General features: G+C 53.7%; 11 protein-coding genes. 2 read left to right on the top strand and 9 right to left on the bottom strand.

The window, feature by feature from the left end:
- Position 1: 1 nt before the first annotated feature.
- Positions 2-661 carry a PAQR family membrane homeostasis protein TrhA gene (trhA, locus tag FDX14_RS09720; RefSeq protein WP_038633489.1) on the bottom strand — a complete coding sequence of 220 codons (660 nt, stop codon included), beginning with the start codon at positions 659-661 and terminating at the stop codon, positions 2-4.
- Positions 662-822: 161 nt separating this feature from the next.
- Complete coding sequence (yqfB, locus tag FDX14_RS09715) at positions 823-1,134, bottom strand: N(4)-acetylcytidine aminohydrolase (protein WP_042310876.1); 312 nt, start codon at positions 1,132-1,134, stop codon at positions 823-825.
- Between the two features lie 52 nt (positions 1,135-1,186).
- On the opposite strand from yqfB, the gene FDX14_RS09710 reads away from it, so the two are divergent.
- On the top strand, positions 1,187-1,915 hold the full coding sequence (locus tag FDX14_RS09710; RefSeq protein WP_042310878.1) for a MurR/RpiR family transcriptional regulator: 729 nt from the start codon (positions 1,187-1,189) through the stop codon (positions 1,913-1,915).
- Positions 1,916-2,035: 120 nt separating this feature from the next.
- Positions 2,036-3,469 carry a 6-phospho-beta-glucosidase BglA gene (gene bglA, locus FDX14_RS09705; protein ID WP_137349428.1) on the top strand — a complete coding sequence of 478 codons (1,434 nt, stop codon included), beginning with the start codon at positions 2,036-2,038 and terminating at the stop codon, positions 3,467-3,469.
- Positions 3,470-3,563: 94 nt separating this feature from the next.
- On the opposite strand, the gene FDX14_RS09700 is transcribed toward bglA, so the two are convergent.
- The 7 genes from FDX14_RS09700 to pepP all read right to left on the bottom strand — a co-directional run bounded on the left by FDX14_RS09700 (position 3,564) and on the right by pepP (position 13,182).
- Positions 3,564-4,307, bottom strand: a complete 744-nt coding sequence (locus FDX14_RS09700; protein WP_137349427.1) for an SDR family oxidoreductase — start codon at positions 4,305-4,307, stop codon at positions 3,564-3,566.
- Between the two features lie 78 nt (positions 4,308-4,385).
- On the bottom strand, positions 4,386-7,259 hold the full coding sequence (gene gcvP / locus FDX14_RS09695; protein ID WP_079226018.1) for an aminomethyl-transferring glycine dehydrogenase: 2,874 nt from the start codon (positions 7,257-7,259) through the stop codon (positions 4,386-4,388).
- A 177-nt stretch (positions 7,260-7,436) separates the two neighbouring features.
- A complete protein-coding gene (gcvH, locus tag FDX14_RS09690; protein WP_006686886.1) occupies positions 7,437-7,826 on the bottom strand; it encodes a glycine cleavage system protein GcvH in 390 nt (129 codons plus the stop codon).
- A gap of 24 nt (positions 7,827-7,850) precedes the next feature.
- Positions 7,851-8,945 (bottom strand): glycine cleavage system aminomethyltransferase GcvT, encoded by a 1,095-nt coding sequence (gene gcvT / locus FDX14_RS09685; RefSeq protein ID WP_048215585.1) that lies wholly within the window; start codon positions 8,943-8,945, stop codon positions 7,851-7,853.
- A 452-nt stretch (positions 8,946-9,397) separates the two neighbouring features.
- Positions 9,398-10,600 carry an FAD-dependent 2-octaprenylphenol hydroxylase gene (ubiI, locus tag FDX14_RS09680; RefSeq protein ID WP_137349426.1) on the bottom strand — a complete coding sequence of 401 codons (1,203 nt, stop codon included), beginning with the start codon at positions 10,598-10,600 and terminating at the stop codon, positions 9,398-9,400.
- An 81-nt stretch (positions 10,601-10,681) separates the two neighbouring features.
- Complete coding sequence (ubiH, locus tag FDX14_RS09675; RefSeq protein WP_137349425.1) at positions 10,682-11,860, bottom strand: 2-octaprenyl-6-methoxyphenyl hydroxylase; 1,179 nt, start codon at positions 11,858-11,860, stop codon at positions 10,682-10,684.
- Positions 11,857-13,182 (bottom strand): Xaa-Pro aminopeptidase, encoded by a 1,326-nt coding sequence (gene pepP, locus FDX14_RS09670; protein WP_079226016.1) that lies wholly within the window; start codon positions 13,180-13,182, stop codon positions 11,857-11,859. The genes ubiH and pepP overlap by 4 nt, the downstream gene beginning before the upstream one ends.
- Between the last annotated feature and the right edge of the window lie 7 nt (positions 13,183-13,189).

Below are 13,189 nucleotides of genomic sequence, written 5' to 3'. Positions count from 1 at the left end.
GTTACGCCTGTCCAACATACAAATAAATCGCCAGGAAGTGGCAAACGCTGCCGCCCAGTACAAAGCCGTGCCAGATCGCGTGGTTATATGGAATGCGCTTACAGACATAGAAAATAACGCCCAGCGAATAGACCACACCACCAACGGCCAGCAACGTCACGCCTCCCGCCGCCAGTTTAACTGCCAATTGATACACCACAATCAGCGATAGCCAGCCCATTGTCAGGTAAGTCACCAGCGACAGAACTTTAAAGCGGTGCGCAATGGTCAGTTTGAATAAAATACCGAGCAGCGCCAGGCTCCAGATAACAATCATCAGTCCACGTGCCAGCGGCGAATCAAGCCCCACCAGCAGAAATGGCGTATAGGTCCCGGCAATCAGCAGATAAATCGCGCAGTGGTCGAATTTTTTCAGCCAGACTTTCGCTCTCTGATGGGGGATCGCGTGATACAAAGTTGAGGCGAGGAACAGCAGGATCATGCTGCCGCCGTACAGGCTATAACTGGTAATCGCCATAGCGCTGGCGTTGGTATCCACTGCCTGAACCAGCAACAACACCAGCCCGACAATCCCAAACACCAACCCGATACCGTGACTGATGCTGTTGGCTATTTCCTCTGCCAGCGAATATCCCTGCGCGATTAATGGTTTCTGAACCATAGCTTACTCCCGAGAAACGAACACTTCGTATTGCCCCTCTAGCGTAACTGAGAATGGTTCCAGTGAACACATGTTAGCTGTAATATTTATATTAAAATAAATAGTTCATAAAAATCATATAATTAATTTTACCTTTTCAGCTAACAAGCGTACACATTAAATCAAATACATTTAAAATCAATCACATAAAACTGCGTTTGATCTGGGTAAATCTCGGCGATCACGTGTTTCAGTTCTTCAAGCGACATGTTTTCCTGTTGGGCATGTTTTTCGGTCAGCGTATCCAGCGTGACGGTTGACGTGCCAACAACTTCAATCGTGCAGAAGTATCCCTCATCTTCAAAGCGCCCAACCCGTAGAATGTCACCGGTTTTGAAGTGTGATTCGGACTCGTCACGAATGGTGATGGTTTTGCGTCCGGCCAGTATGTCATCCTGGAAACGCTGAAAAAAAGTGATGTCATTTGGCTGCATGTTATTATTCCCTGTAGATGAAGTCTGATGAGTGAGTTTTGCTATTGTGAGTATGTTCTCCCACGCTGCCATCGCCAGTCTCAACAATCTTGAGATGCTGGTCTACAACTATGTCATCAAAAATCGTGACAAAGTCATGTACATGACCATTCGCGAACTGGCCGATGCCGTGGGTGTTTCCACTACCACCGTACTGCGCTTTTGCCGCAAGCTTAAGTGTGAAGGTTACTCAGAATTTCGCGTACGCTTCAAATTATATTTAGAGCAGAATGAACCGCAACAGGCTAATTTCAGCGCCAGCGAAATTATCAGCTTTTTTAAAAGCGTCAATAACGACGAATTCGATAAACTGCTCGATCAGGCTGTTGATATTATATTATCTTCCGAACGTATTATATTTGTTGGTGCAGGAACGTCAGGAGCTCTTGCGAAATACGGCGCGCGTTTTTTCTCCAACGTCGGCAAATTCAGTAATCATATTGACGACCCTTATTTTCCGGTAACCAATGACATGGCCAGAAACGCGCTGGCAATCGTGCTTTCCGTCTCCGGCGAAACAGAAGAGATCCTGCGTTTTGCCAGCCAGTTCAGCCTGCACAACTGTAAAGTGCTGTCTGTAACCAGCCATGAACACTCACGTCTGGCGAAACTCGCCGACTTTAATCTCTCCTGGCACGTTCCACAAACGCGCATTGCCGGGGTATACGATATTACCACGCAAATCCCTGTTATTTATATTCTGGAATCACTTGGCCGCAAGCTGGCGAAAAGAATAGCGTAAAAAAACAATCTGTTTTTTTGATGTAACAAATCACATTAACGTTATTTTGTTATATCGTGACATTTAGGTTTCCTTTGTTAGACTCAAAATCAGATTGTATTAATTTGAGACTGAGCGCAGATGAAAAAACTTACCTTAGCAAAAGATTTTTTATGGGGCGGCGCAGTTGCGGCGCACCAGGTCGAAGGCGGCTGGAACAAAGGTGGCAAAGGCCCCAGCATTTGCGACGTACTGACCGGTGGGGCACACGGCGTTCCACGAGAAATCACTCAGGAAGTCGTGCCCGGTAAATACTACCCCAACCACGAAGCCGTCGATTTTTACGGTCATTACAAAGAAGACATTAAACTGTTTGCCGAAATGGGCTTCAAATGTTTCCGTACCTCCATCGCATGGACCCGTATCTTCCCCAATGGGGACGAAACCCAGCCGGACGAAGAAGGTCTGAAGTTCTATGACGGCATGTTCGATGAATTACTGAAATACAACATCGAACCGGTCATCACCCTTTCCCACTTCGAAATGCCGCTACATTTGGTTCAACAGTATGGGAGTTGGACCAATCGCAAAGTTGTTGATTTCTTTGTTCGATTTGCCGAAGTCGTCTTTGAGCGTTACAAACACAAAGTCAAATACTGGATGACCTTCAACGAGATCAATAACCAACGTAACTGGCGCGCACCGTTGTTTGGCTATTGCTGCTCCGGTGTGGTGTATACCGAGCATGAAAATCCGGAAGAGACCATGTACCAGGTGCTGCATCACCAGTTCGTGGCCAGCGCGCTCGCAGTGAAAGCCGCACGCCGCATCAATCCGGAAATGAAAGTGGGCTGCATGCTGGCAATGGTGCCGCTCTATCCGTTCTCCTGTAAGCCCGAAGATGTCATGTTCGCCCAGGAGTCAATGCGTGAGCGCTATGTCTTCACTGACGTCCAGTTGCGCGGCTACTACCCAAGCTATGTGCTGAACGAGTGGGAACGTCGCGAATTTAACATCAGGATGGAAGACGGCGACAAGCAAATCCTGCGTGAAGGAACCTGCGACTATCTCGGATTCAGCTACTACATGACCAACGCGGTGAAAGCGGAAGGTGGTAGCGGTGATGCCATTTCCGGTTTTGAGGGCAGCGTACCGAACCCGCACGTCAAAGCCTCCGACTGGGGATGGCAGATTGACCCGGTTGGCCTGCGCTATGCTTTATGTGAGCTGTACGAGCGTTATCAGAAGCCGCTGTTTATCGTTGAAAACGGGTTTGGCGCCTACGATAAAGTGGAAACAGATGGCAGTATCAATGATGATTACCGCATCGATTATCTGCGCGCCCACATCGAAGAGATGATGAAGGCGGTAACCTATGATGGCGTAGATCTGATGGGCTACACGCCGTGGGGCTGCATCGACTGCGTTTCGTTCACCACCGGGCAGTACAGCAAGCGCTACGGCTTCATCTACGTGAATAAGCACGATGACGGCACGGGCGATATGTCACGTTCACGTAAGAAGAGTTTTGAGTGGTATAAAGCGGTAATCGCCAGCAACGGCGAGAATCTGTGATTTTTAGCCGGATGGCAGCGTAAACGCCTTATCCAGCCCACAGGTTATACACCCGTAGGCTGGATAAACGCAGCACTGTCCGGCAATTAAATCCCTACTTCCCGCCCGCCAGTTCAAGAAAACTGCCCGTTACGTAAGATGCTTTCTCGCTCAGTAGCCAGCAAATCGCCTGCGCAACTTCTTCCGGCTGCCCGCCACGCTGCATAGGCAACATGGATTTCACGCGATCAACTCTTCCCGGCTCTCCACCTGACGCATGCATCTCAGTGTAGATCAGGCCAGGACGTACGCAGTTTACGCGGATCCCCTGCGCCGCCACCTCCAGTGCCAGTCCGGTGGTGAGCGTGTCCACCGCACCTTTTGAAGCGGCATAATCGACATATTCGAATGGCGCGCCGAGCCGTGATGCCGCCGAAGAGACATTCACAATCGCCCCACCCTGACCGCAGCGCTTAAACGACATGCGCTTTACCGCTTCCCGACAGCACAGAAAATAGCCGGTAACATTGGTCGCCAGTACGCGATTAATTCGCTCTGCAGTTAAGTTTTCCACCGTGGTCTGTTCAAATAAAATCCCGGCATTATTCACCAGCGCAGTCAGCGGTTCCCCTTCACGGTCGATCGATTCAAACATCGCCAGCACCTGACTTTCATCACTGATATCCGCACGCAGAGCAAATGCCTTACCATCTGCCGCGACGATGTTGTTCACCACCTCGGTGGCCGCACGAATATTGTGATGAAAATTAACCGCGACCGTGTAACCCTCCAGTGCCAGTTGCAGCGCGGTTGCTCGCCCGATACCGCGACTGCCGCCAGTAACAAGTGCGATTCCCATAGAGACCTCCAGATATGAAAAAGCCGGGAGGCGGCTTCGCCTTACCCGGCCTGGAAATTGTTTAACTGCGCGGAAAAGTTACTGATATTCGCTCATCGGCACGCAGGAGCAGAACAGGTTACGGTCGCCGTAAACGTCATCAAGACGCTTCACGGTAGGCCAGTATTTGTTCGCCACGCCTGCCGGGAAGACTGCAATTTCGCGGCTATAACCGTGGTTCCACTCACTCACCAGCTCATTCTGGGTGTGCGGCGAGTTTACCAACGGGTTATCTTCCAGCGACCACTCACCGGCTTTCACGCGCTCGATCTCAGCGCGGATTGCCAGCATCGCGTTAATAAAGCGATCCAGTTCCACTTTGCTTTCAGATTCGGTCGGTTCCACCATCAGCGTACCCGCTACCGGGAACGACATGGTTGGCGCATGGAAACCATAGTCGATCAGACGTTTGGCAATATCCAGTTCGCTGATGCCGGTCTCTTCTTTCAGTGGGCGAATGTCGAGAATACATTCATGCGCTACACGGCCATCGCGACCGGTATACAGCACCGGATAGGCATCTTTCAGACGGCTGGCAATGTAGTTAGCGTTAAGAATCGCGACCTGGCTTGCCTGCTTCAGACCTTCTGCGCCCATCATACGGATGTACATCCAGCTGATTGGCAGAATGGATGCGCTACCGAACGGTGCGGCAGACACCGCGCCCTGACGGGTCAGCATCCCTTCAATCTGAACGACGCTGTGGCCCGGTACGAACGGTGCCAGATGCGATTTAACGCCAATCGGTCCCATACCTGGGCCACCGCCGCCGTGCGGAATGCAGAAGGTTTTATGCAGGTTGAGGTGCGAAACGTCCGCGCCGATAAAGCCCGGCGTGGTGATTCCAACCTGGGCGTTCATGTTCGCGCCGTCGAGGTACACCTGGCCGCCGAACTGATGCACAACTTCACACACTTCGCGGATCGTTTCTTCATATACGCCGTGGGTGGACGGATAGGTCACCATGATGCAAGAAAGGTTCGCGGCATGTTGTTCTGCTTTTGCCCGCAGATCGTCCAGATCGATGTTGCCGTTCTTATCACAGGCGACTACCACCACCTGCATCCCCGCCATTTGTGCGGAAGCCGGGTTAGTACCGTGGGCTGACGCCGGGATCAGGCAGATATCGCGATGGCCTTCGTTACGGCTTTCGTGATAATGACGAATCGCCAGCAGGCCAGCGTATTCGCCTTGTGCGCCGGAGTTCGGCTGCATGCAGACTGCGTCATAGCCGGTCAGTTTTACCAGCCACTCGGAAAGCTGACCAATCATCTGGTGATACCCTTCCGCCTGCTCTGGCGGGCAGAACGGATGCAGTTCAGCGAATTCCGGCCAGGTGATAGGAATCATCTCGGCGGCGGCGTTCAGCTTCATGGTGCAGGAACCCAGCGGGATCATCGCCTGGTTCAGCGCCAGATCTTTACGCTCCAGCGAGTGCATGTAGCGCATCATCTCGGTTTCGCTGTGGTAGCGGTTAAACACCGGGTGGCTGAGGATCGCGTCATCACGCAGCATGCTGCTCTGAATGGAACGGCTGTCGAGCGCCACGTCTTTATCCAGCGTGTCGATGTTCAGGCCGTGGCTGTCACCCAGCAGAACAGTGAACAACTGCACCACGTTTTCACGGGTGGTGGTTTCGTCGAGGGTAATACCTACCGCGTTATGAATATCGCTGCGCAGGTTGATCTCTGCCGCTTCCGCACGCGCCAGTACCGCAGCTTTATCAGCCACTTCAACACACAGCGTGTCAAAGTAATGCGCATGACGCAGCTTTAAGCCTTTCTGTTGCAGACCTGCCGCCAGAATATCGGTCAGGCGGTGGATTCGATTTGCGATGCGCTTCAGGCCGACCGGACCATGATAAACGGCATACAGACTGGCGATGTTAGCCAGCAGTACCTGCGAGGTACAAATGTTGGAGTTCGCTTTCTCACGACGGATATGCTGCTCGCGAGTCTGCATCGCCATGCGCAGTGCGGTATTGCCCGCCGCATCTTTTGATACGCCGATAATACGGCCTGGCATGGAGCGTTTGAATTCGTCTTTGGCGGCAAAGAATGCCGCGTGCGGACCACCGTAACCCATCGGAACGCCGAAGCGTTGCGCAGAGCCGAAAACGATATCCGCGCCTTGTTTGCCTGGAGCCGTCAGCAGCACCAGCGCCATAAAGTCGGCAGCGACGCTGACCACAACTTTACGGGATTTCAGCTCAGCAATTAGTTTGCTGTAGTCGTGCACTTCACCAGTGGTACCAACCTGCTGCAACAGCACGCCGAACACATCCTGGTGATCCAGTGCTTTCGCTGCATCATCCACAATGACATCAAAACCAAAGGTTTCGGCGCGAGTACGCACGACGTCCAGCGTTTGCGGATGAACATCAGCCGCCACAAAGAAACGGTTGGCGTTTTTCAGTTTACTGACGCGTTTGGCCATCGCCATGGCTTCGGCCGCCGCGGTGGCTTCATCCAGCAGAGAGGCGGAGGCCATGTCCAGCCCCGTCAGGTCCAGCGTGACCTGTTGGAAGTTCAGCAGCGCTTCCAGACGGCCCTGAGAGACTTCCGGCTGATACGGCGTATACGCGGTGTACCAACCCGGATTTTCCAGCATGTTACGCAGGATAACCGGTGGCAACTGCACGGCGGTGTAGCCCATGCCGATGTAGGACGTGAAGCGCTTGTTACGCCCGGCGATGGCTTTTAATTCGGCCAGCGCAGCGTATTCTGTCGCCGCCTCGCCTACCTGTGGCGGGGTTGCGAGCTGAATGTCTTTCGGCACAATCTGGCCGATCAGCGCGTTTAACGACTCGGCGCCAACCGCATTCAGCATCTCTTGCTGCTGCGCGGCGTCCGGTCCGATGTGGCGTTCAATGAAAGCGCCGCTGTTTTCAAGCTGGCTTAACGTCTGTGTCATGGGCGATGGTTCCTGAAACGTGCAGTGAATCGTAGGTGTCTCTACTTACCTGAATACGCAAAATAATTCGCGTTGCAGGACGGCGGCGACGCAGCACATCCCCAGGAGCTTACATAAGTAAGTGACTGGGGTGAGCGAGGAAGCCAACACACCTGCAACGTGAAGAATGAAGCGTATTTATTCGTCTTCTAACAATGCTTCGTACGCAGTAGCATCCAGCAGCGATTCGATTTCGCTTTCATCGCTGGCTTTGATTTTGAAGATCCAGCCACCGGCATACGGTTCGCTGTTGACCAGTTCCGGGGAGTCGCTCAGCGCGTCGTTAACCGCGACGATCTCACCGCTTACCGGCGCATAAATATCAGAAGCCGCTTTTACGGATTCCGCAACGGCGCAGTCATCGCCCGCGCTGACGGTGGCACCAACTTCTGGCAGGTCTACGAAAACCATGTCACCCAACAGCTCCTGAGCATGTTCGGTGATACCAACGGTGTAAGAGCCGTCAGCTTCTTTGCGCAGCCATTCGTGTTCTTTGCTGTATTTCAGTTCTGCAGGTACGTTGCTCATCAATCAATCTCCAAAAAGGATGAATCACGCGACGGCTTTGCCGTTACGCACAAAAACAGGTTTAGTGACTTTTACTGGCATTTCGCGGTTACGGATCTGCACGATCGCGGTCTCACCAATACCCGCAGGGACACGCGCCAGCGCGATGCTGTAACCCAGCGTTGGGGAGAATGTTCCGCTGGTGATAATGCCTTCATGTTGGTTACCGGAAGCGTCAGTGAAACGCACTGGCAGTTCATTACGCAGCACGCCCTTCTCGGTCATCACCAGTCCGACCAACTGTTCGTGGCCTTTTTCACGCTGCATTTCCAGCGCTTCACGACCAATAAAGTCGCGGTCGGCAGGTTCCCACGCAATGGTCCAGCCCATGTTGGCTTCCAGTGGAGAAATCCCTTCGTCCATCTCCTGACCGTACAGGTTCATGCCCGCTTCCAGACGTAGCGTGTCACGCGCACCCAGACCGCAAGGTTTGACGCCTGCCTGTACCAGCGCACGCCAGAAATCAGCCGCTTTTTCATTCGGCATGGCAATTTCATAGCCTGCTTCGCCGGTATAACCGGTGGTTGCGATAAACAAATCACCCGCCTGAACGCCGAAGAACGGCTTCATACCTTCTACCGCATGGCGCTGTTCGTCAGTAAACAACGTTGCTGCTTTTTCCTGCGCGTTTGGCCCCTGCACCGCAATCAGCGACAGGTCGTCACGAACGGTGATGTCGATGGCGTAAGGTTCAGCGTGTTGGGTAATCCAGGAGAGGTCTTTTTCGCGGGTGGCGGAGTTTACAACGAGGCGGAAGAAATCTTCAGTGAAGTAATAGACAATCAGGTCATCTATCACACCGCCCGATGCGTTAAGCATACCGGAGTAGAGGGCTTTACCCGTCTTCGTTAGCTTCGCGACGTCGTTTGCCAGCAGATAACGCAAGAACTCCCGGGTGCGGCTGCCGCGCAGGTCGACGATGGTCATATGCGACACATCAAACATACCGGCATCGGTGCGAACAGCATGGTGTTCATCGAGCTGAGAACCGTAATGCAGTGGCATCATCCAGCCATGGAAATCTACCATGCGCGCGCCACATAGCGTGTGTTGTTCGTACAAAGGAGTCTGTTGAGCCATCTTTTCCTCGTTGAATAAGCGGGGCTACCAACTCTTTCGCGGTGAAATTTTCGCCACGAAACCCAGCACCGCAGCCGCTCCAGGGGCTACGACGCAAACGTTCTCTTTGTCCTGAACTTACCACCGAAACAGACGCTAAACCATAAGGCAAAATTAGCCATCACATTAGCTTATGGCAAAAAATGGCCAGATCGACGACAGAATAAAAACCCATAACCACACCAAAAAATCAGAATAATAAGCATAAATAAGGAAGAGTGATCAGCAGCAAACAACATTAAATGTGGAAAAAATGTCAAAAATGGCGTTATGAAAAAAACGTGATATTAAAAAAACTAATGCGAAAAAAGGTGTGGAATTAGATTATTTCAAATGAGAGAAGCATCCCGGCGCGAGGGCCGGGAGAGGAAAATGTGACGGGTCTCAAACTCTTAAGATTGTCCTTACGGACGCTAACGTAGCCACTCGGGAAGATCGTTCAGTCCCATCGCCTGACGGATGAGCTGCGGTTTTACGCCCGGAAGGGTATCGGCCAGTTTCAGACCAATATCACGCAGCAGTTTCTTCGCCGGATTCTCACCGGCAAACAGTTCACGGAAGCCCTGCATACCGGCCAGCATCATTGCTGCGCTGTGCTTACGGCTGCGCTCATAGCGACGCAAATAGAGATACTGGCCAATATCTTTGCCCTGACGTTGTAGCCGCTTAAGCTCATCGATAAGCTCTGCCGCATCCATAAAGCCGAGGTTAACCCCCTGACCCGCCAGCGGATGGATAGTATGTGCCGCATCCCCCACCAGCGCCAGACGATGGGCGGCGAACTGACGCGCATAGCGTCCCGTCAGCGGAAACGTCTGCCGTTCGCTTTCAACGCTGCACAGTCCCAGACGGTTATCAAAAGCGATATTTAGCGCCTGATTAAACTCGTCAACGCTTGCCTGCTGCATGCGTTCGGCTTCCTGCGGAGAAAGTGACCAGACGATAGAGCACAGATGCGGGTCACTGAGCGGCAGGAATGCCAGGATACCCTCGCCGTGAAACGCCTGGCGCGCAACCGCGCCGTGGGCTTCCTGCGTACGGATCGTCGCCACCAGCGCATGATGACGGTAATCCCAGAAGGTGAGCGGAATGTCTGCTTTATTACGCAGCCAGGAGTTAGCGCCATCCGCGCCGATCACCAGGCGAGCCGTCAGCATTGCGCCCTCTTTCAGGGTCAGAAATGCCTCGTTCTCACCCCAGGCTACCTGCTGTATTTCAGCGGGTGCCAGCAGCGTAATATCCGGCGAACGCTGCGCCTTTTGCCACAGCGCGTAATGGATCTCTGAGTTTTCGACGATGTGGCCCAAATGGCTGTAGCCCATGCTCTGGTCGTCAAATTCAATGCGCCCGAAGCTGTCTTTGTCCCAGACTTCCATACCGTGATAGCAGCACGCGCGACGGGCAACGATATCTGACCAGACGCCCAAACGAGTAAGCAGTTTTTCACTGGAGGCATTGATTGCCGACACGCGAAGCTGAGGAGCTGCATCCGCCGCCAACGGCTGCGGAACATGTTGTTCTAACACCGCAACGCGTAACCCGCTGCCCTGCAAGCCGCAGGCAACCGCCAGTCCCACCATGCCGCCACCGACAATTGCTACATCAACACTTTGCACTGTTTACTCCTGGAAACCGGAACAATCAAAACCGTAGACCGGATAAGGCGTTTACGCCGCCATCCGGCTTACAGGCCATATTTATCGCGCAACCCAACCCAGGGTCCGCTCCGCCAGCACATCGCGCGCGGGTGTGAATAATTCCATCGCCATCAGCCCGACATTGCGGCCAACAACCAGCGGAGCCCAGCGATTGGCAAACAAATACACTAAATTATTGGTCACACCAATCGTCGTTTCGCGATCGCGCTCGCGGCGTTGCTGATAGCGTGCCAGCACTGCGTAATCACCAATATCTTCCGCGCAGTTTTGCGCCTGAGTTAACGTCTCAGCCAGGCTCATTACGTCGCGCAGACCAAGGTTGAAACCTTGTCCGGCAATGGGATGTAGCGTCTGAGCGGCATTCCCCACCAGCACGGTACGATGGGTCATCGCCTTCAGCGCAGTAGTTAATGACAACGGATAAGCGCTGCGTTTACCGGCCTGGGTAATACGCCCCAGCCGCCAGCCAAACGCGGTTTGCAATTCACGACAAAACCGTTCGTCGGACCAGGCCATGATCTCATCACGCTGCTCCAGCGGGTGGCACCATACCAGCGAGCAGCGACCATCAGACATCGGTAGCATTGCCAGCGGGCCATGCTGCGTGAAGCGTTCAAACGCTCGCCCATCGTGAGGAACGGAGGTCGTGACATTGGCGATTACCGCCAGTTGTTCATAAGGCTGCTGCTGCCAGTCCACGCCGCAGGCGGTAGCCAGCGCGGAACGCGTACCGTCAGCGGCGACCACCACGCGACCGGTAATAACCTCGCCATTTTCCAGCGTGACCTCAACATGTTCCTGCGCACGCGCCACGCTGGCTACGCGATCGGGACAATGTAGCGTGACGCCCGGCGCTTTACGCAGTAGCGCAAACAGACGCAGCCCAACATCGTGGAGTTCCACCACCTGACCCAGCGCCGGGAGACGATATTCCTGCGCATCCAGCGTAACAAATCCAGCATGGCCGCGATCGCTGACGTGGACCGTTTTGATTGCCGTTGCGCAATCGGCAATCGCCTGCCACACGCCAATTCGCGCCAACTGCTGACAGGTGCCTGCCGCCAGCGCAATCGCCCGGGCGTCAAACCCAGGATGACGGTCAGTTTCAGGTTCGCTCGCTTCTATCAGATGAACTGGCAGCGTCCCATGACTGAGCTGGGAAATGGCCAGCGCCAGCGTCGCACCGACCATGCCACCACCGACGATAATTACGCTCATTGCAGTCGCGCCGCAGCCATTAAGGCTTCAATATCATCCGCTTTCTTCACCACGCTGGCGGTCAGGTTTTCGTTACCGTCTTCGGTGATGAGGATGTCATCTTCTATACGAATGCCAATGCCACGATAAGCAGCCGGTACATCGGCATCCGGTGCGATATATAACCCTGGCTCGACGGTAAGCACCATTCCTGGCTCAAGGATACGCGAACGATCCTGACCATAAACGCCAACGTCGTGCACATCCAGCCCCAGCCAGTGGCTAAGACCATGCATAAAGTATGGGCGATGCGCATTCTCGGTAATTAACTGGTCGACGTCGCCGTGCAGGATGCCAAGCTTCACCAGACCGGTAATCATGATGCGCACAACTTCACCGGTGACGTCCTGAATGGAGGTTCCGGGGCGATACAGACGTAGGCTGGTCTCCAGGGATTCCAGTACGATATCGTAGATTTCACGCTGCGCGGGGGTAAATTTGCCATTAACCGGGAAGGTACGCGTAATGTCGCCCGCATAGCCTTTGTATTCACAGCCAGCGTCAATTAGCACCAGCTCGCCATCGCACATTTCACTTTCATTTTCGGTGTAATGCAGGATACAGCCGTTTTCACCGCTTCCGACAATGGTGTTATAGGATGGATAACGCGCGCCGTGGCGGGTAAATTCGTGGTGAATCTCCCCTTCCAGTTGGTATTCAAACATCCCCGGACGGCATTTTTCCATCGCGCGGGTATGCGCCAGGGCGGTGATCTCTCCGGCACGGCGCATGATCGCAATCTCTTCCGGTGATTTGAACAGGCGCATTTCATGCACCATCGGACGCCAGTCGATGATCGCGGCAGGTGCGTGCAGATTTTGTCTGGAGCCTTTGCGTAGTTTATCCAGCGCCGTGCAGACAATTTCGTCGGCCCAGCCATATTCGCCCTGAGCGTGATACACCGCGTCCAGACCATTGAGCAGCAGATGCAACTGTTGATTGATTTCACTGAAGGCCAGCGCCCGATCAACGCCGAGTTTTGCCGGTGCGGCATCCTGGCCCAGACGGCGGCCAAACCAGATCTCAGCCGTCAGGTCGCGAACCCGGTTGAACAAAACACTGTGGTTATGAGTGTCATCACTTTTAATCAGCACCAGCACGGCTTCAGGCTCGTTAAAGCCGGTGAAATACCAGAAATCACTGTTCTGGCGGTACGGGTATTCACTGTCCGCGCTGCGCGTCGTTTCCGGCGCGGCAAAAATCAGCGCGGCGCTGCCGGGCTGCATTTGTGCCAGCAAAGCCTGACGACGACGCTGGAATTCTTGCTGAGATATCTCACTCATAACACTC

This window comes from Citrobacter sp. wls710 (assembly GCF_005281115.1).
In the GTDB taxonomy this organism is placed as follows: Bacteria; Pseudomonadota; Gammaproteobacteria; order Enterobacterales; family Enterobacteriaceae; genus Citrobacter; species Citrobacter werkmanii.
This window is presented reverse-complemented; position numbering and strand designations above follow the sequence as displayed.